This window comes from Streptomyces sp. NPDC053493 (assembly GCF_044544825.1).
GTDB lineage: Bacteria > Actinomycetota > Actinomycetes > Streptomycetales > Streptomycetaceae > Streptomyces.
Map to the genome: position 1 here is coordinate 876,019 of NZ_JBITXS010000001.1, position 19,138 is coordinate 895,156.

At 72.0% G+C, this 19,138-nt stretch carries 16 protein-coding genes; 3 read left to right on the forward strand and 13 right to left on the reverse strand.

The annotated features are described in order from the left end of the window. Positions 1–71 precede the first annotated feature (71 nt). The 10 genes from ACIGO8_RS03930 to ACIGO8_RS03975 form a co-directional block, all read right to left on the reverse strand. Positions 72–476 carry a cytidine deaminase gene (locus ACIGO8_RS03930; protein WP_399723424.1) on the reverse strand — a complete coding sequence of 135 codons (405 nt, stop codon included), beginning with the start codon at positions 474–476 and terminating at the stop codon, positions 72–74. Continuing rightward, positions 473–1,735, reverse strand: coding sequence for an ABC transporter permease (locus tag ACIGO8_RS03935; RefSeq protein ID WP_399723425.1), 1,263 nt, complete (start codon positions 1,733–1,735; stop codon positions 473–475). Before ACIGO8_RS03935 ends, ACIGO8_RS03930 begins: the two co-directional genes overlap by 4 nt. Continuing rightward, the gene (locus tag ACIGO8_RS03940) at positions 1,732–2,847 is read right to left on the reverse strand and encodes an ABC transporter permease (protein ID WP_399723427.1); all 1,116 of its coding nucleotides are present in this window, start codon (positions 2,845–2,847) and stop codon (positions 1,732–1,734) included. Before ACIGO8_RS03940 ends, ACIGO8_RS03935 begins: the two co-directional genes overlap by 4 nt. Continuing rightward, the gene (locus ACIGO8_RS03945) at positions 2,844–4,556 is read right to left on the reverse strand and encodes an ABC transporter ATP-binding protein (protein WP_399723429.1); all 1,713 of its coding nucleotides are present in this window, start codon (positions 4,554–4,556) and stop codon (positions 2,844–2,846) included. Before ACIGO8_RS03945 ends, ACIGO8_RS03940 begins: the two co-directional genes overlap by 4 nt. A gap of 117 nt (positions 4,557–4,673) precedes the next feature. After that, positions 4,674–5,735: a BMP family protein gene (locus ACIGO8_RS03950; RefSeq protein WP_399723431.1), complete on the reverse strand. Its 1,062-nt coding sequence runs from the start codon at positions 5,733–5,735 to the stop codon at positions 4,674–4,676. Positions 5,736–6,194: 459 nt separating this feature from the next. After that, entirely contained in the window at positions 6,195–7,427 is a 1,233-nt protein-coding gene (locus tag ACIGO8_RS03955) for an amidohydrolase (RefSeq protein ID WP_399723433.1), read from the reverse strand. A gap of 124 nt (positions 7,428–7,551) precedes the next feature. Beyond that, positions 7,552–8,721, reverse strand: coding sequence for a hypothetical protein (locus ACIGO8_RS03960; RefSeq protein ID WP_399723435.1), 1,170 nt, complete (start codon positions 8,719–8,721; stop codon positions 7,552–7,554). Next, complete coding sequence (locus ACIGO8_RS03965) at positions 8,718–9,611, reverse strand: N-acetylneuraminate synthase family protein (RefSeq protein ID WP_399723437.1); 894 nt, start codon at positions 9,609–9,611, stop codon at positions 8,718–8,720. Before ACIGO8_RS03965 ends, ACIGO8_RS03960 begins: the two co-directional genes overlap by 4 nt. 12 nt (positions 9,612–9,623) lie before the next feature. After that, on the reverse strand, positions 9,624–10,823 hold the full coding sequence (locus ACIGO8_RS03970) for a cytidylyltransferase domain-containing protein (protein WP_399723438.1): 1,200 nt from the start codon (positions 10,821–10,823) through the stop codon (positions 9,624–9,626). Further along, complete coding sequence (locus ACIGO8_RS03975) at positions 10,823–12,127, reverse strand: DUF6716 putative glycosyltransferase (RefSeq protein WP_399723440.1); 1,305 nt, start codon at positions 12,125–12,127, stop codon at positions 10,823–10,825. Before ACIGO8_RS03975 ends, ACIGO8_RS03970 begins: the two co-directional genes overlap by 1 nt. Positions 12,128–12,326: 199 nt before the next feature. On the opposite strand from ACIGO8_RS03975, the gene ACIGO8_RS03980 reads away from it, so the two are divergent. Further along, positions 12,327–13,349: a glycosyltransferase family 2 protein gene (locus ACIGO8_RS03980; protein ID WP_399723442.1), complete on the forward strand. Its 1,023-nt coding sequence runs from the start codon at positions 12,327–12,329 to the stop codon at positions 13,347–13,349. Further along, positions 13,346–14,860 carry an alpha-2,8-polysialyltransferase family protein gene (locus ACIGO8_RS03985; RefSeq protein ID WP_399723444.1) on the forward strand — a complete coding sequence of 505 codons (1,515 nt, stop codon included), beginning with the start codon at positions 13,346–13,348 and terminating at the stop codon, positions 14,858–14,860. Before ACIGO8_RS03980 ends, ACIGO8_RS03985 begins: the two co-directional genes overlap by 4 nt. Before the next feature lie 9 nt (positions 14,861–14,869). Here ACIGO8_RS03985 and ACIGO8_RS03990 read toward each other — a convergent pair whose 3' ends face one another. The 3 genes from ACIGO8_RS03990 to ACIGO8_RS04000 form a co-directional block, all read right to left on the reverse strand. Next, positions 14,870–15,691 (reverse strand): MerR family transcriptional regulator, encoded by an 822-nt coding sequence (locus ACIGO8_RS03990; protein ID WP_399723446.1) that lies wholly within the window; start codon positions 15,689–15,691, stop codon positions 14,870–14,872. Positions 15,692–15,728: 37 nt separating this feature from the next. Continuing rightward, the gene (gene leuE, locus ACIGO8_RS03995) at positions 15,729–16,382 is read right to left on the reverse strand and encodes a leucine efflux protein LeuE (protein WP_399723448.1); all 654 of its coding nucleotides are present in this window, start codon (positions 16,380–16,382) and stop codon (positions 15,729–15,731) included. Between the two features lie 125 nt (positions 16,383–16,507). Then, positions 16,508–18,088, reverse strand: a complete 1,581-nt coding sequence (locus tag ACIGO8_RS04000) for a methylmalonyl-CoA mutase (protein ID WP_399724313.1) — start codon at positions 18,086–18,088, stop codon at positions 16,508–16,510. A 137-nt stretch (positions 18,089–18,225) separates the two neighbouring features. On the opposite strand from ACIGO8_RS04000, the gene ACIGO8_RS04005 reads away from it, so the two are divergent. Next, a complete protein-coding gene (locus tag ACIGO8_RS04005) occupies positions 18,226–19,125 on the forward strand; it encodes a L,D-transpeptidase family protein (RefSeq protein ID WP_399723449.1) in 900 nt (299 codons plus the stop codon). Positions 19,126–19,138 lie beyond the last annotated feature (13 nt).

Sequence of the window (19,138 nt, forward strand, 5' to 3'; positions counted from 1 at the left end):
ATAGAGGGTCGTACGGGGAGGGGAAACAGGAGCGGCCCCTCCATCGTGCCGGAAGGGCCGCTCCTCGGGTTCTACTTCGACAGGTGGTCCGGTCCGAACGCCTGCGGAAGCATCTCCGCCAGGGTGGTGAACCCGGCGGGCGTCTCCAGGACGAGCTCGGGGCCACCGAACTCGTACAACAGCTGCCGGCACCGGCCGCACGGCACCAGGGGCTCGCCCAGGCCGTCCACGCACACGAAGTGCGTGAGCCGCCCGCCGCCGGTGGCCTGGAGCTGCGAGACGAGACCGCACTCGGCGCACAGGCCGAGACCGAACGAGGCGTTCTCGACGTTGCAGCCGGAGACGACCCGGCCGTCGTCGACGAGCGCCGCCGCGCCGACCGGGAAGTCCGAGTACGGGGCGTAGGCGTGGGTCATCGCCTCGCGGGCCACCGTACGCAGGGCCTCCCAGTCCGGCTCGGCAGGGCCGGGCGTCACTTGCCCTGGCCCTTCCGGTAGGGCAGGCCGTCCGCCTTCGGCATCCGCAGCCGCTGCGCCGACAGGGCCAGCACGAGCAGCGTGGTGATGTACGGGGCGGCGTCGACGAACTGGCTCGGGACCTCGTCGGTGAGCGCGTACCAGAGGAAGAAGCCGGCCGAGAACGCCGCGGCGATCACGGTGACCACGTACTTCTTCCGGTAGAGCTGCCACAGCGCGGCGATCACCAGGAGGATGGCGACGAGCAGCAGCAGCGCGTGGACGTTCTCGGCGCCGCCGCGCAGCTTGAGGCTGTCGGTGAAGCCGAACAGGCCCGCGCCGAGCGCCATGCCGCCGGGCATCCAGTTGCCGAAGATCATCGCGGCGAGACCGATGTAACCGCGGCCGCCGGTCTGGCCCTCCTGGTAGATGCCGGTGGACACGATCGCGAGGAACGCGCCGCCGAGACCGGCCAGGCCGCCGGAGACGACGACGGCGATGTACTTGTACTTGTAGACGTTGACGCCCAGCGACTCGGCCGCGACCGGGTTCTCGCCGCAGGAGCGCAGCCGCAGGCCGAAGGCCGTGCGCCACAGCACCCACCAGGTGAGCGGGATGAGCAGGGCCGCCACGATCGTGAGCAGCGACAGGTTGGTGACCAGGCCGCCGAGGATGCCGGCGATGTCGGAGATCAGGAACCAGTGCTTGGCGTGGAGGTCCGACAGCCAGTCGGAGAGCCCCGGGATCGTGATGTCGGTGATCTGGTCGATGCGCGGGGACTGCTTGGAGGAGCCGCCCTCGGCCTTGTCGAAGGTGAAGTTCGACAGGTACTGGGTGAAGCCGACCGCGAGGATGTTGATGGCCACACCGGAGACGATGTGGTTCACGTTGAACGTGACGGTGATGATCGCGTGCAGCAGGCCGCCGACGGCGCCGCCGAGGATGCCGACGAGGACACCCGTCCACGGGCCCCACTGGTAGCCGGCCCAGGCGCCGAACCAGGTGCCGAGGACCATCATGCCCTCGAGACCGATGTTGACGACGCCCGCGCGCTCGGCCCACAGACCGCCGAGGCCGGCCATGCCGATCGGCACGGCGAGCTGGATGGCGCCGGAGACCTGGCCGACGGAGGTGAGGTCGTCGGCCCCGGAGATGACCCGGACCAGCGAGAAGAGCACGAGACCGGCCGCGACGATCAGCAGGATCCAGGGCCAGGTCAGCTTGCGGCGTCCGGCCTTCTTGGGCGCGGCGCTCGGCTTGGCAACGGTGCCGGTGCTCATGCCGCCACCTCCTTGTCGGTCTTGATGGCGCCGCCGGCGGCCAGCTGCTCGCCGACCTTCTGCTGCTGGCGGCGGGTGCCGTAACGGCGGACGAGCTCGTAGGAGACGACCACGGCGATCACGATGATGCCCTGCATGATCTGGGTGATCTCCTTCGGGTAACCCGCGACGTCCAGGTTGGAGGACGCCTTGTCGAGGAACGCGAAGAGGAGGGCCGAGAAGAGGATGCCGACCGGGTGGTTGCGGCCGAGCAGGGCCACGGTGATGGCGGTGAAGCCGACGTTGACCGGGAAGGCCAGGCTGTACGTGTGCGACTCGCCGAGCAGGATCGGCATGCCGGCCAGACCGGCGAGGCCGCCGGAGATCAGCATCGCGGTGAGGATCATCTTCTTGGCGTCGACGCCGCTGGCCTGGGCCGCGGACTCGCTCTCACCGGTGGCGCGCAGGTCGAAGCCGAAGCGGGTGCGGTTGATGACGAACCAGTAGACGACGCCGAGCGCGAGGGCGACGAAGGTGAAGCCGTAGATCTGGCCGCCCTCGGCCATGTCGATGCCGGGGAACCAGCCGGACTCGGCGATCTGACCGGTGGTGAGGTCGTTGGAGCCGGCGGGCTGGACGCCAAAGTTCTTCGGCAGGATCAGCCAGGCCACCAGGGAGGTGGTGATGGCGTTGAGCATGATCGTGGAGACGACCTCGGAGACCCCGCGGGTGGTCTTCAGGATGCCCGCGATGCCGGCCCAGAGGGCACCGGTCGCGATGGCGACGAGCACGATCACGAGGATGTGCAGCGGGCCGGGCAGCTCGATGGCGGCACCGACCAGGGCCGAGACCATCGCGGCGAGGCGGTACTGGCCCTCGACGCCGATGTTGAAGAGGTTCATCCGGAAGCCGATGGCCACGGCCAGGGCCGCCAGGTAGTAGATCCCGGTCTGGTTGACGATCAGCACCTGGGTGTCGGAGAACTCGGCGTTCTCGATCATCAGGCGGATCGGCTCGATCGGGTCCAGGCCCGTGGCCAGCAGCACCAGCACGGTGAGCACGAAGGAGGTGACCAGCGCGAGCACCGGGCCCGCGGCCCCGATGATCAGCTTGTCCTTGTCGAATTTCATCATCGGGCGTCACCGTCTTCGGACTGCTCTTCGGTGCCTTCGAGCTGGCCGGCGGCCGCGCCGGTCATGGCGGAGCCCAGCTGCTCGGGCGTGATGGTGGCGGGGTCGGCGTCGGCGACGAGCCGGCCGCGGTACATGACCTTGAGGCTGTCGGACAGGCCGATCAGCTCGTCGAGGTCGGCGGAGATCAGCAGCACCGCGAGGCCCTCGCGGCGGGCGTCGCGGATGGCGTCCCAGATCTGCGCCTGGGCGCCGACGTCCACACCGCGGGTGGGGTGGGCGGCGATCAGGAACTTGGGGCCGTGGCTCATCTCGCGGCCGACGATCAGCTTCTGCTGGTTGCCGCCGGAGAGGGAGGCCGCGGTGACGTCGATGCCGGGCGTGCGGACGTCGTACTCGCGCACGATCCGCTCGGTGTCCTTGCGGGCGGCCTTCGGGTCGAGGATGCCGCGCTTGGAGTTGGGCGCCTCGGTGACGTGGCCGAGGATGCGGTTCTCCCAGAGCGGGGCTTCCAGGAGGAGGCCGTGGCGGTGGCGGTCCTCCGGGATGTAGCCGATGCCGCCCTCGCGGCGCTTGCGCACGGAGACCGCGGTGATGTCCTCGCCGTCGAGGGTGACGACACCCGCGTCGGGGCTGTTCATGCCCATGAGGGCCTCGATGAGCTCGGTCTGGCCGTTGCCCTCGACGCCTGCGATGCCCAGGATCTCGCCCTTGTGGATGGTCAGGGAGATGTCGTCGAGGAGCTTGCGGCCCTCGCCGGCCTCGAGGACCGCGACCGCGCCGGACGGGTCCGGCGGGGCGGCGGTGGTGAGAGGGGCGGCGGAGGCGGCGCCGGCCTCGGTCAGGGTCAGGCCCTCGACCTTGAGCATCGGGATGTCCGTCACCGTCGACTCGCGGGTCTCCGGCGAGGGCAGCTCGCTGCCGACCATCAGCTCGGCGAGCTGCTTGGTGGTGGCGGTCTTGGGGTCGGCGGTGCCGACCGTGGTGCCGCGGCGGATGACGGTGATGTCGTCGGCGACCTTCAGGACCTCGCCCAGCTTGTGCGAGATGAAGATGACCGTGAGGCCCTCGGACTTGAGCTCGCGCAGGTTGTCGAAGAGCGCGTCGACCTCCTGCGGGACCAGGACGGCGGTCGGCTCGTCGAGGATGAGGATCTTGGCGCCGCGGTAGAGGACCTTGAGGATCTCCACGCGCTGCCGGTCGGCGACGCCGAGGTCCTCGACCAGCGCGTCGGGGCGGACGCCGAGGCCGTACGCGTCGGAGATCTCCTTGATCTTCCGGCGGGCCTTGGCACCGATGCCGTAGAGCTTCTCGCCGCCGAGGACGACGTTCTCCAGGACGGTGAGGTTGTCGGCGAGCATGAAGTGCTGGTGCACCATGCCGATGCCGCGCGCGATGGCGTCACCGGGGCTGGAGAAGGAGACCTGCTCGCCGTCGACGGCGATGGTGCCCTCGTCCGGCTTCTGCATGCCGTAGAGGATCTTCATCAGGGTCGACTTGCCGGCACCGTTCTCGCCGATGAGGGCGTGGACGGTGCCCTTGCGGACGGTGATGGCGATGTCTTTGTTGGCGACGACGCCGGGGAAGCGCTTGGTGATGCCGTGGAGTTCTACGGCAGGGGGGCTGGACGCGTTGATGGCGCACTCTCCTTGGCCGAAAGGAGTGGGAGCGGACGGGCAGGGCGGGGCGAAGTTATCGTGCCGCTGGGACATCTACACGCGTAGCACTGCCGGAAATTGAAAACCCGTACGGGAATGGGCCCGGGGCCCGGTTCCAGTGGCTGCCACTGGGACCGGGCCCGCGGGCTCAGGTCGTGACCTGGGGCGCCGTTACGGCGTGGTCTTGACGGTGATCTTGCCGTCCACGATCGCCTTCTTCGCCTTGTCGACGGCGGCGACCATGTCGGTCATGCTCGAGTACGCCGGGTTCGACGTGGCCAGGCCGACGCCGTCCGTCGCGAGGCCGTAGCGGACCTCACCGGTCTGCGGCTTGCCGTCCTTGACCGACTTGATCAGGTTGAAGACGGAGTCCGAGACGTCCTTGGTGACCGACGTCAGGATGTGCTCCTTGTACGCGGCCAGACCCTTCTGGTTGTACTGGTCCGAGTCGACGCCGATGGCCCACTTACCCGCCTTGGCGGTGGCCTCGATGGCGCCGGAGCCGGCCAGACCGGCGGCCGCGTAGATCACGTCGGCGCCCTTGTCGAGCTGGCCCTGCGCGGCGGCCTTGCCGAGGTCCGGCTTCGAGAAGCCGTCGAAGTTCGGCGGCTGGGTCAGGTACTGGGTGAGCACCTTCGCCTTGGGGTTGGTGTCCTTGACGCCCTGGACGAAGCCCGCCTCGAACTTCTTGATCAGCGGAACCTCGACACCGCCGATGAAGCCGACCGTGCCGGACTTGGAGGCCTTGGCGGCGGCGACGCCGGCCAGGTAGGAGCCCTGCTCCTCGTTGAAGACGAGGTTGGCGATGTTCGGGCCGGTCTTCGACGTGTCGTCGATGAGGCCGAAGGTGGTCTTCGGGTAGGCCTTGGCGACCTTCTCGATGGCCGGGGCGTAGGAGAAGCCGACGCCGATGACCGGGTTGTTGCCGGCGCGGGCCAGCGAGGTCAGGCGCGCGACCTTGTCGGCGTCGCTCTCACCCTGCGACGGCTCGGCCTCGGCGCCCTTGACGCCGAGCTCCTCCTCGGCCTGCTTCAGGCCCGCGTAGGCGGCGTCGTTGAAGGACTGGTCGCCGCGGCCGCCGATGTCGTAGGCGATGGCGGCCTTGACGGCGCCGGCGGAGGAGTAGCTGGAGCTCGAACCGGAGTCCGTCGACGACTTGCCACACGCGGTGGCGGACAGCGCGAGCGCCGCGGAGGCGATGCCCACGGTGGTGATCCTGGTGATCCGGCGCAAGAGGAGGGTCCCTTCAAGACTGACCGAAAGCGCCTCTTCCGGCGCTGGTTTCGCGGCGATCGTAACGCGCGTAGATGTCAGTTAAAGACCCGTTCATGAGTCGTTATCGGATCGACGCGAACCAGCCAGAGGGCCACGGGCGGCGTCCGGGCCGACACGGCCCGTCATACACGCTGGTGCGGACGTACGGGCCGGGCCCGGAGGCGACACGCCGGGCGCTGGGCCGGACGGCTGAACGGGCCCCGGTCCGGCGGCGGGTGGCCCGGAACGTCCGGATTCGGCCCTGTGGTTCGGGCGGAGGATCCGGAGGAGTCCGGGGCGGGGCCGGGCGCCGGGCGGGTGCGGCGCGGGACCGGGAGGGGCCGGGACCGGGAGGAGCCGGAGGAGCCGGGTCACGGCTCCGAGGGCGGGGTGGCGCCGGGCCGGGTCACGGCTCCGGGCGCGGGCCCTGGGGGGTCCTCAGTGCTGGGGCATGGCGTCGAGGAGGGCCGCGGCCGTGAAGAGCTCGACACCGGCCTGGATGGCGCGCTCGTCGACGTCGAAGTCGCCCGCGTGCAGATCGCGCACCCGGGTGTCGCCGGGCGCGCGGACGCCGAGGCGGGCCATGGCGCCGGGAACGTGCTCCAGGTACCAGGAGAAGTCCTCGCCGCCGAGCGACTGCTCGGTGTCCTCGACCGCGTACGGGCCGCGGCGCGCGGTCATCGCGTCGCGGAGCAGCTCGGTGACGACCGGGTCGTTGACGACGGGCGGGACGCCGCGGACGTACTCGACGGTCGACTTGGCCCGGTGCAGCGTGGCGATCTCGTCGATGGCCGCGTGCACCAGGTCCGGGGCCTCGCGCCAGGTCGGCAGGTCGAGGCAGCGGACGGTGCCGGAGAGCTCGGCGTGCTGCGGGATGACGTTGGGCGCGTGGCCGGAGGCGATACGGCCCCAGGTGACGGACAGGCCGGAGCGGGCGTCCACGCGGCGGGCCAGCACGGCGGGCACGTCGGTGGCGATCCGGGCGGCGGCGGTGACCAGGTCGGTGGTCAGGTGGGGCCGCGCGGTGTGGCCGCCGGGGCCGCCAAGGGTGATCTCCAGGCGGTCGCAGGCGGAGGTGATGGGGCCGTTGCGCAGGCCGATCTTGCCGGCGTCGACGCGCGGGTCGCAGTGCACGGCGATGATCCGGCCCACGCCGTCCAGGACGCCGGCCTCGACGGCGTCGGCGGCGCCGCCGGGCAGGACCTCCTCGGCGGGCTGGAAGAGCAGGCGTACGGCGGCGGGGAGGCGGCCCTGACGGTCGAGGTCGGCCAGGACGAGACCGGCGCCGAGGGCGGCGGTGGTGTGGACGTCGTGGCCGCAGGCGTGGGCGCGACCGGGCTCGGTGGAGCGGTAGGCGACGGTCTTGGTGTCCGGGATGGGCAGCGCGTCGAGGTCGGCCCGGATGGCCAGCATGGGGCGGCCGCGGTCCCAGGTGCCGATGTCGCAGATGAGCCCCGTGCCGCCGGGGAGGACCTTCGGGCGCAGGCCGGCCGCCTCCAGGCGGGCCTTGAGCACAGCGGTCGTACGGAACTCCTGGTTGCCGAGCTCCGGGTGCATGTGCAAGTCCCTGCGGAACGCGATCAGTTCGGTACGCAGCGGTTCTGACAGCGTTCCGGGCAGCGCTGCGGGCGCCGCGTCGGGGCCGGGATCACGGGACTTCAACTGGTTCACCTTTTGAAGGGTAGGCCCCCACGAAGATCAACTGGCCCTTGATCACGAAAAGTTCAGCCCGATAGGGGATAGAAATCTTGTTTCGCAGGCTTGACGGTCACCCTGTGTGGGTACGCTACTACGCTTACCCGAACTCGAGCCTCTCGGTGAGGGTGGCGGTGCCGGCGACGCCGGCCAGGAAGCCCTGGGCGCGCGGGGAGGCGTTCTCGCGCAGCCACTCGGGCGCGATCTCGCAGACGGCCACCTTGACGCCGGTGCCGGTGAGGGCGAGCGGCAAGGTGTGCACCACGGTCGACGGGAAGCTCACGACGGTGCGGCCGATGGGGCCGCGGCGGGCGATCAGCTCCAGTGGCAGATCGGGGCGGACCACCTCCAGGCCGGTCTCGACGGCGATCCGGTGGAGCTTCTCCGCGCTCTCGCGGCGGTGCGCGAAATAGCGAGTGGCGCCGTGGGTGCGGGCGAGGACGGTGACGGCGCGGAGGTACTCGTCGGGGTCGACGACGCCCGTCTCCACCAGGGAGGTGCCGACCAGGTCGGAGCCGCGGGTGATCCGCGGCGGGCCGAAGCGGGCCCGGGTCCAGGAGAAGTCGTTGGCGGTGACGGTGGTGCCGGGCGGCGGCTGGACCGGGAGCGAGGTGAAGATCTCCACGGTGCGGCGGCGGCCGGGCGCGAGCTTGCGGCGGGCGAGAGAGGTCACCGGGGCGAGGACCAGCTCGCGGGGCCCGCGGGCGCCGCGCCGGTGCCAGCGCACCAGGCGCTCGCCGCGCGCGAGCTGGGCGGCGAACTCCATGGTGGCGGTGCCGTCGTCGACGACGGTGACCCGGCGCGGGCCGAAGAGCCCGAGCAGCAGCTGGACGTAGCGCGAGAAGGGATCGCCGACGATCACCCGCTCGGCCGCCCGCAGCGGCCCCGCGAGCTCCCTGAGCGTCCGCGCCACGGCCCCTCTCCCCTGCCGCGCGTCCTGCCACTTCACCGCGACGCCCTCCTCCCGGGCGAGCTGCGCCATCCGCCGCAGCTGCCCGCGGGACATGGGATCGGTGGGCGACAGCACGACCACGGTGAGCCCGAGCCCCGAGAGCGGCCCGCCGCCCGGCGCGGCGGTGGCACCGGGCCCGGTGGGACCTCCGGTCGGGTCGGCGGCGGGTGCACGGCCCGCCGCCGCGGGTTCGCGGCGGTCGGGCTGGCGCGGGACCGCCGCGAGGCGGGGCGGGACCGAGGCGGCCGTGGTGTGGGCCCATTCCAGGACGTTCAGGAGCTGGACCGGGCTCTCGACGAACGCCAGCCGGCTGGTCATGCGGCGACGAGTCCCGGGACCCGGCGGAGCTTCTTCATCGGGCCGAGCTCCGACTCGTAGACCTTCTTCACGCCGTCGCCGAGCGCCGTCTCGATCGTGCGGATGTCGCGGACCAGGCGCTGCAGGCCCTGCGGCTCGACGGAGGCGGCCTGGTCGGAGCCCCACATGGCGCGGTCCAGGGTGATGTGGCGCTCGACGAAGGCGGCGCCGAGGGCGACCGCGGCGAGCGTGGTCTGCAGGCCCGTCTCGTGGCCGGAGTAGCCGATCGGGACGTTCGGGTACTCCTCCTGGAGCGTCTGGATGACGCGCAGGTTGAGCTCCTCGGCCTTGGCCGGGTAGGTCGAGGTGGCGTGGCAGAGCAGGATGTTGTCGCTGCCGAGGACCTCCACCGCGTGGCGGATCTGCTTCGGCGTCGACATGCCGGTGGAGAGGATCACCGTGCGGCCGGTGGCGCGCAGCTCGCGCAGCAGCTCGTCGTCCGTCAGGGACGCGGAGGCCACCTTGTGGGCGGGGACGTCGAACTTCTCCAGGAAGGCGACGGCCTCGGTGTCCCACGGCGAGGCGAACCAGTCGATGCCGCGCTTCCTGCAGTGCTCGTCGATGGCGCGGTACTCGTCCTCGCCGAACTCCACCCGGTGGCGGTAGTCGATGTACGTCATCCGGCCCCACGGCGTGTCGCGCTCGATGTCCCACTGGTCGCGCGGGGTGCAGATCTCCGGCGTGCGCTTCTGGAACTTGACGGCGTCGCAGCCGGCCTCGGCGGCCACGTCGATGAGCGCGAAGGCGTTGTCCAGGTCGCCGTTGTGGTTGATGCCGATCTCGCCGGTGATGTAGACGGGCCGGCCCGGGCCTGCGGTCTTGCTGCCGAGGGTGCGGAGGCGGGTGCTCATGATGGTGGTTCCTTACACGTTGGGGGTGTGGAGCGCGGTGTCGAGTTCGGGGCCGAGGAGCCAGGCGGCGATCTCGCGGATCGCTCCGGAGCCGCCGGGGGTGTCGGTGACCGCGCGGGCGGCGGCCCGTACGGACGCGTGGGCGCTGCCCACCGCGACGGGCCAGCCGACGAGGCGGAAGCAGGGCAGGTCGTTGACGTCGTTGCCGGCGTAGAGCACGCGCTGCGGGTCGACGCCCTGCTCGTCGCACCACTGCTTGAGGGCGAGGTCCTTGCGGTCCACGCCGTGCAGCACGGGGACGCGGAGCTTGCGGGCGCGGGCGGCGACGACGGGGTTCTGTTCGGTGGAGAGGATCAGCAGCGGGACGCCGGCCCGGCGCAGGGCGGCGATGCCGAGGCCGTCGCCGCGGTGCACGGAGACGAACTCGCGGCCGTCGGCGTCGATGTGCACCCGGTCGTCGGTCTGGGTGCCGTCGAAGTCGAGGACGACCGCGTCGACGTCGACGAGGGCCGGTGTGGCCGGCTCGTCGAGCAGCGGCGCGAGCGCGCGCGCCCGGGCCAGGTCGTACGGGTCGTCGACCTCGAGGACGCGGGCCGGGTCGGTGACGACGAGCGCGGTGCGGCCGAAGAAGCGGTGCCGGTGGCTTCGGAAGCCCTCGGCGGCCATGGCGTAGACGGCGCCGGTCTCCAGGTACTCGGGTGCGCGGTCCTGGCGGCGCGGCCGGTGGGCCTTGTCGTGGTTGACGCCGGTGGCGTCGCCGTCCGGCTTCTCCCGCCACAGGAAGCCGTGGCTGGGCGCGGCCGTGAAGGCGGTGTCGGCGGCGCCGGAGGTGATCTTCGCGGCGGTCTCGTCGACCTCGGCGGCGGTGAGGAAGGGGCTGGTGCACTGGACGAGCAGGACGACGTCGGCGGCGCGGCCGTGGGCGGCCTCGAAGGCGTCCATGGCGTGCAGGACGGCGGACTCGCTGCTGGCGGTGTCGCCGGACAGCTCGGCGGGGCGCTGGACCGTGTCCGCGCCGAAGGCGCGGGCGGCGCGGGCGATGCCCTCGTCGTCGGTGGAGACGACGACGTCGGTGACGGCGGGCGCGCCGAGGCAGGCCCGGACGGCCCGGCCGACCAGCGGGATGCCGGACACCGGGGCGAGGTTCTTGCCCGGGACGCCCTTGGAGCCGCCTCGTGCGGGGATGACGGCGAGCACGGTGGGGGTGGGCATCACAGTTCTCCCAGGCGTCGGATGACGGGGGCCACGCGCTGCACGCCGTGGCGGTAGGCGCCGCGCGCGGCCTCGCGGACGATCCGGCGCACACCGCTCTCGCGGGGCTCGGGCGCGGTGACGTCGAGGCGGTGGCGGGCGAGGATCGTGGGCAGGTAGCCGCCGGCGGTCTCGGCCGTGTAGTAGGGCGCGAGCGGCGGCAGCGCGGGCTCTTCGAGGAGCCGGGCGACCCGCTCGCGGGCCGCGTCGAAGGCCCGCTCGTACGGGATGCCGCCGGCCGGTCCTGCGGTGCCGACGCCCTGCCGGGCCAGCCACCGTTCGTCCGGCGCCGGCACGGTGCCCCGGTCGAGCCGGTCGAAGGAGGTGAGGAGCCCGGAGCCGAGGAAGTGGTGGTTGCCGAGCGCCTCGCGCACGCCGAGGTCGGTGAGGATCGCGGTCGGGATCCGCCGGTGGAGGGCTTCGAGGGCGGCCGTGGAGGAGACGGTGACCAGCAGGTCGGTACGGTCCAGGACCTCGCCCATGTGTCCGTACACGAGACGGAAGTTGGGCGGCACCGGCAGGTCGCGCACCAGCTTCTGGTACGGGAACTCCTCCAGGTGCGTGGTGTGTTCGCCGGGCTTGGAGCGCAGCTTCAGCAGCACCTCGCGCCGCGGGTGCAGGCGGGCGTGCTCGACCAGCCGGCGCAGCACGTGGGCGCGTTCGGCGCGGGTGACGGGCACGGAGGGCTGGGCGGCGAAGACGAGCGTGTCGCGGCCGGGCTCGGGGCGGTACGGTGCGCCGCCGAGGAAGGGCAGGGCCGCCTCGACGACCGAGGACGGGTCGGCGCCGACGCCCTCGTACACGGCGCGGAAACGCTCCGCGTCGTGGCGGGAGTTGGCGAGGACGACGTCGGCGCCGTGGCGCAGCAGGAGCCCGTCGGCGAGCTTCTCGTAGACGACGCCGACGTAGCCGGTGACGATCACCGGACGGCGGTCGAGCGCGAGGTCGGCGAGGCCCTGGAGCACGGCGCGGACGGTGCCGCCGACGAGGGCGAGGACGACGACGTCGTACGCCTCGCCGCGGCCGGCCGCGTCACGTACCTCGCGCAGGAACTCCGCACCCGTCACCTCGCGCGGCGCGGTGTCGGACACCGCGGTCTCGGCGAGCTGGCGGGCGGTGGGAGTGGCCCGGCCGCGCAGTACGAAGCCGGTGGGTGCGGCGTTCGGCGCGGTGATTCTGCGTGCGGTGAGCACGCCCCATTTCCACCGGGTGTCGGAGTCGGCGAGAACGGCGACGCGCACCGCTCGTTCGGTACGTGAGGGCACGTCGAGGACGCTAGGAGGGCCGGGGGATTCGCGGCCCAACTGGGCCGCAACAAATGGTTAACAGCACCATGACGCATTGCGGGAAACGGACAGAATGGGAAAGCGGTCCGAGGTGGTTAAGAGGCCCGCCGCTTTGTGTTCACCGGGCATCCGCCTCTCGGTCAGGGCGAATGCCGGGGCGGCGCCTAGCGTCGGCCGCGTGGTCAAGCTCTCCGTCGTCGTGCCGTTCTACAACGTGCAGACATACGCTCCCGACGCCCTGCGAAGCCTGCGCGCGAACGCCCGCGAGGACTTCGAGTTCCTGCTGGTCGACGACTGTTCGACGGACGGGACCCCGGAGATCCTGCGGCGCGCGCGGCACGAGATCCCGGGCGCGCGGCTGATCCGGCACGCCCGCAACGAGGGCCTGGCGACCGCCCGGAACACCGGCCTGGACGCGGCCCGCGGCGAGTACGTGGCCTTCCTGGACGGGGACGACTGGCTCTCGCCCGGCTTCTACGCGGGCCAGGTCGCGGCCATGGACGAGCTGGGCTGCGACTTCCTGCGCACCGACCACGTCCGCGTGACCGGCCGGAACAGGTCGGTGCGGCGGGCGCCGGTCGGGCGGCGGCGGGAGGTGCTGCGGCCCAGGGACGCGATCCTGCCGGCCGACCGGACGACCTCGGTGGACTACCCGTACGCCTGGGCCGGGATGTATCACCGGCGGCTCCTCGAGCGGGGCCTGCTGCATTTTCCGCACGGGCTGCGGACGGCCGAGGACCGGCCCTGGATCTGGCGGCTGCACCGGGAGGCGGAATCCTTCGCGGTCACCGGCGACCTGGGCATCTTCTATCGGCGCGGTGTCGCCACCTCGCTCACCCAGATCGGCGACGTGCGGCAGCTCGATTTCATTCGCGCATTCGACCAGGTGATCGAAGAAACAATGAGCGATCCGGACGCGGACCGGCTTCTTCCCAAGGCGGTGCGGACGTATTGCGCGGTGATTTTCCATCACATCGGAAACATGGCGAAATTCGAGCCGGAGGTGGGACGGAAATTGCGGGCGATGAGCGCGGGCGCGCTGCGGCGGATGCCGCAGGACGTGCTCGCGGAGGCGCTGTCGGCGATGGGCGAGGACCGGGCGGCGCCGCTGCGCCGGCTGAAGCGGCGGAGGCCGGCCCCGGCGCCGGCGGCTCCCACCGCCCCGGCGTCCGCCACGACCTCGGAGGCGTCCGCGGCATGACCAGCGACCACAGCGATCGCACGAGCTCCGACGCGAGCACCGCGACCACGAACTCGTACGCGGGCCCGGCCGCCGGGACCACCGCGGCGACCAGCAGGAGCCGGGCCGCCGGCACCACCGCGGCGACCAGCACGAGCCCGGCCGCCCGGACCGCGGCCGCGAGCTCCGACGCGAGCACCGCCGGGACCACGCAGATCTTCTACGCCTCCACGCTGTACGGCGCCGCCACCCTGGCCGCCGCCGTCGACAGCGGCTGCTTCCGTCCGGCCGGACGGCGTCTGCTGCTCGTGTCGACGAACGCCGCCGTGCCCGAGACCACGACCCCGCTGGACCGGATGCCCGGCTTCGAGCGGCTGCGCGGCCGTTTCGACGAGGTCCTCGACTGGAACGCGGTCATCGAGCCGCTCCACCCGGCCGGCTGGACGCCCCGTCCCGACGACCTGCCGCTGCTCCAGCGCCATCTGCGGCGGCTGTGGGGCCTGGGCGCCGACCGGATCGAACTCGCCGTGGAATCGCTCCAGGTCGCGCCCGCCCTGACGATCGCCCAGCTGTTCCCGGACGCCCCGGTCGACGTCTACGCGGACGGCCTGATGAGCTACGGCCCCACCCGCAACAAGATCGACCCGCTGGTCGGCGAGCGGGTGCGGCGGCTGCTCCACCTGGACCTGGTGCCCGGCCTCGCGCCGCTGCTGCTCGCAGAGTTCGGGGCCGTCGCCGAGACCGTACCGACCGAGGCGTTCACCAAGGTCGTGGAGGAACTGTCGGGACCGGCGCCGGCGGAGCCCGCCGCGGCGGAGGCTCCCGTCCTGCTCCTCGGCCAGTACCTGGCCGCGCTCGGCCTCCTCACGCCCGAGGAGGAGGGCGAGCTGCACCTGCGCATGGTGCGCGGCGCCGTCGCCCGCGGCCACCGCCGGCTCGTCTTCAAACCGCACCCGACCGCGCCCGACGCCTGGTCGAAGGCGCTGGTGCGGGAGGCGGAGGCGCTCGGCGCCGAACTGACCGTCCTGGACCGGCCGGTGCTCGCCGAGGTGCTCTACCGCGAGCTGCGGCCCGCGCTCGTGGTGGGCTGCTTCTCCACGGCCCTGTTCACCGCGAGCGCCTTCTACGGGATCGAGACCGCCCGGGTCGGCACCCGGCCGCTGGTCGCCCGGCTCTCGCCGTACCAGAACAGCAACCGGGTGCCGGTGGCCCTCGTGGACGCGCTCGTGCCCGACCTGGAGGCGGCCGGCCAGGAGACCGCCGGCCGCCGGCCGCCGGACGTGGCGGAACTCGGCGGGCTCGTCGCCGCGGTCGGCTACGCGATGCAGCCGAAGATCCGGCCGGACCTGCGGGACGCGGCCGTACGGCACCTGTCGGGACCGCTCGCGGCCGCCACCCGGCATCACTTCACGCGCCGCCGGCTGACCTCGCTCGGCCTGCCCGGCGGCCTCCCGGTCCCCCGCCACCCGGGCCTGCGCCGGCTGGCCCGCCGCGCGCTGAAGCTGAAGCGGCGGGCGCTCGGCGGGAAGTGAGGGCCAGGGCTACCCGCGGGTGACCGGCTCCTGGATCTCGGCGACCCAGCCCGCCGGGTCCTCCGGGCACTCCAGGTACAGCTCCCGGGCGTAGCCGGCCGACCGGTAGCCGTTGGTCCCGATCCAGGCGGCCAGGGTCTGCACGGTCGGCAGGATGCCGTCCATGGAACCGCGGTGGACGATGGTGGCCGCCTCCTCGATGCCCGGCAGCACGTGCACCTGGACGCCCTCCGCCTCCGTACCCTCGGGAACGGTCATCCCGGCGTGCACGACGATCGAGCCGTCCCCCCGGCCCGCGTCCTCGTAGTACGCGACGCCCGGCCCGAACCCGTTGACGCCCGCCGCCTCCAGGCGGGCGCACAGCTCCTGGTAGAGCGGGCCGATGACCGGACCGATGTCCTCCGGCCCGAAACTGCCGGCCGTACCGCTCAGCTCGGCGATCCGTACGGCCGGGATCTTCTTCACGACGACGTCCTGGGTGGACATGCGTCCCTCCCTCTCGATGGCTCGGAGCCTCGCCCCGACCTGCGCGAGCCGCGCCCGCGCCTGCTCCAGGGCCGCTTCCAGCTCGGCCTGCCGCAGCCGCAGCATCCCGCGCAGCTCCTCCGCGCCGATCTCCTCGTCGAGGACGGCCCCCACCTGTTCGAGGGTGAAGCCGAGCTCCTTGAGCGCGATGACACGGTTCAGCCGCGCGAGCTGGTCCGCCGTGTAGAAGCGGTAGCCGTTGTGCGGGTCGACATGGGCCGGGCGGAGCAGTCCGACGGCGTCGTAGTGACGCAGCATCCGGACCGACACCTGCCCGTGCCGGGCGAAGTCTCCGATGGTGAACATGGCGGGTCCCAGGCAACGGCCTCACACGGTGTGAGGGTCAAGCACCGGCCAGCGAGAGCTTGGCGGCGAAGCCGAGGAAGAGGGCTCCCGCCGCCGTCGTGGCGCCGACGGCCAGGCGCCGGCGGCGGCGGAAGGCGGCGGCGAGGCGGGTGCCGCCGAATATGAGGGTGGTCAGGTAGAGGAAGCTGCCGATCTGCAGCAGCGTGCCGAGGACGAGGAAGGACAGCGCCGGGTAGGCGTAGGACGGGTCCACGAACTGCACGAAGAAGGAGATCAGGAAGAGGATCGCCTTCGGGTTGAACAGGCTGATGATCAGGGCGCGCCGGTACGGGTGCTCGGCGGGGCCCTCGTCCGGCTCGGCGGCGGCCTCGGCCGCGGCCTGGTGGCGGGCGCGCCACATCGACCGGGCCGCGCGGAGCATGCCGATCGCCATCCAGGTCAGATAGCCCGCGCCCGCGTACTTCACGATCATGAAGAGCAGCGGCGTGGTCTGGAGCAGCGAGGCCGCGCCGAGGGCGGCGAGCGTCATCAGGACGGTGTCGCCGGTGAACACCCCGGCCGCGGCCTTGTAGCCGGTGCGGGTGCCCTTGCGGGCGGCGACGGACAGCACGTACAGCGAGTTCGGCCCCGGGAGGAGGATGATGAGGACGAGGCCCGCGAGATAGGTCGGCAGATCGGTGACACCCAGCATGGAGCGGAGTGTCGCACGTGGGTACGACATTCCGCCCGTGTGTTTCGCATCGCGGAAGGCAGGCGTGGACCGCGGCGGGCCCGCACGGCCGTCGGAAGGCGTGGACCGCGGTGGCCGCGCGGCCGTCAGAAGGCGTGGGTGGGGACGTACGTGCCCCACACCTGGCGCAGCGCGTCGCAGACCTCGCCGACCGTCGCCCGCGCCTTGAGGGCCGCCTTCATCGGGTAGAGCACGTTGTCCGTTCCTCCGGCGGCCTTCCGCAGCTCGGCGAGGGCCGCGTCGACGGCCTGCTGGTCGCGTTCGGCGCGCAGCCTGGCCAGGCGTTCGGCCTGCCGGACCTCGATGGCCGGGTCGACGCGCAGCGGCTCGTAGGGCTCCTCGGCGTCGACCGTGAAGCGGTTGACGCCGACGACGACCCGCTCGCCGGACTCCGTCTGCTGCGCGATCCGGTAGGCGGAGCGCTCGATCTCGTCCTTCTGGAAGCCGCGTTCGATCGCCTCGACCGCGCCGCCCATTTCCTCCACCTTGCGCATGAGTTCCACGGCCGCGGCCTCGACCTCGTCCGTCATCCGCTCCACGGCGTACGAGCCGGCGAACGGGTCGACGGTGGCGGTGACGTCGGTCTCGTGGGCGAGGACCTGCTGGGTGCGCAGGGCGAGGCGGGCGGACTTGTCGGTGGGCAGGGCGATGGCCTCGTCGAAGGAGTTGGTGTGCAGCGACTGCGTGCCGCCGAGCACGGCCGCCAGGCCCTGGACGGCGACGCGGACCAGGTTGACCTCGGGCTGCTGGGCGGTCAGCTGCACGCCGGCGGTCTGGGTGTGGAAGCGCAGCATCAGCGACTTCGGGTTCTTCGCGCCGAACTCCTCCCGCATCACCCGCGCCCAGATCCGGCGGGCCGCCCGGAACTTCGCGACCTCCTCCAGGATCGTCGTACGCGCCACGAAGAAGAAGGAGAGCCGGGGCGCGAAGTCGTCCACGTCCATGCCGGCGGCGACCGCGGTGCGGACGTACTCGATGCCGTCGGCCAGCGTGAACGCGATCTCCTGCGCGGGCGAGGCACCCGCCTCGGCCATGTGGTAGCCGGAGATCGAGATGGTGTTCCACTTCGGGATCTCGGCCCGGCAGTACTTGAAGATGTCGGCGATCAGCCGCAGCGACGGCTTGGGCGGGAAGATGTACGTGCCGCGGGCGATGTACTCCTTCAGCACGTCGTTCTGGATCGTGCCGGTCAGCCGCTCGGCCGGCACGCCCTGCTCCTCGCCGACCAGCTGGTAGAGCAGGAGCAGCAGCGCGGCCGGCGCGTTGATGGTCATCGAGGTCGACACCTTGTCCAGCGGGATCCCGTCGAACAGCACCCGCATGTCCTCGATCGAGTCGATCGCCACGCCCACCTTGCCGACCTCGCCGTGCGCGATCGGCGCGTCGGAGTCGTGGCCCATCTGCGTCGGCAGGTCGAAGGCGACCGACAGGCCGGTGGTGCCGTGGGCGATCAGCTGCTGATAGCGGGCGTTCGACTCGACGGCCGTGCCGAAGCCCGCGTACTGGCGCATAGTCCACGGCCGGCCCGTGTACATCGACGGATAGACCCCGCGCGTGAAGGGATACCCGCCGGGCTCGCCCAGCTTCTCCGCGGGATCCCAGCCCTCCAGGGCGTCCGGCCCGTACACCGGCTCGATGGGCAGCCCGGACTCCGACTCGCGCGCCATGCGTGGTGCCTCCCGCTCGACCTGGACCTTCACCTGGCTTCCAGAATGCATGTCTCCGTTCGGTCACGTGCGCAACCGCGCGCGGCCGGGCACACATCCCTTGCGGTACACACGTGAATTCCCCGGGGGGCACACCGATGAAGCGTTCGTCGTCCGTCATACGCAGAGCAGTCCTGGCCGCCGCGGCCGTGGCCCTGGCCGCGGGCTGTACGGCCCAGGGCGGGCCCACGGGTCCGGGCACCGGCACGGTCAGCCAGGCACCCGGCTCGGGTGCTTCGGGCACGCCGACGTCGGCGCCCGCCGCCACGCCGTCGACCGGTGCCACGACCGACGACAAGCCCTCCTCGGCGCCGCCGTCGGGCTCCGCCGCGCCGTCCGCGTCGGCCACGACCGGGGCTCCGGCGGGCAAGGTCCTGATGAAGGACGGCGACGAGAACACGCAGGTGCGCGAGCTCCAGGCGCGGCTGCGCCAGGTCGGCTACTTCGACCGGGCGCCCACCGGCTTCTACGGGACGATGACCGGAGGCGCGGTGACGTCCTTCCAGAAGAAGCGGGGCCTGCCGCAGACCGGCTCGGTGGACGAGACGACCTGGCAGAAGCTGGTCGCGATGACGCACCGGCCGACCGCGGACGAGCTGCGCCCGGCCACCACCAACAAGCTGGACGCGCCCGACCCGCGCTGCCTGACCGGGCGGGTGCTGTGCATCAGCAAGGAGAGCCGGACGCTCGCCTGGATGATCGACGGCAAGGTCGTCTCGTCGATGGACGTGCGCTTCGGCTCGGAGAACACGCCGACCCGCGAGGGCGAGTTCAAGGTGGAGTGGAAGGCCCGTGACTGGACCTCGACGATCTACCACACGCCGATGCCGTACGCGATGTTCTTCAGCCGCGGCCAGGCGGTGCACTACTCGGCGGACTTCGCGGCGCGCGGCTACGCGGGCGCCTCGCACGGCTGCGTGAACGTCCGGGACAAGGCGAAGCTGTCGGTGCTCTTCGACCAGGTGAAGGTCGGCGACAAGGTCGTCGTGCACTGGTAGGCCCTGACGGGCG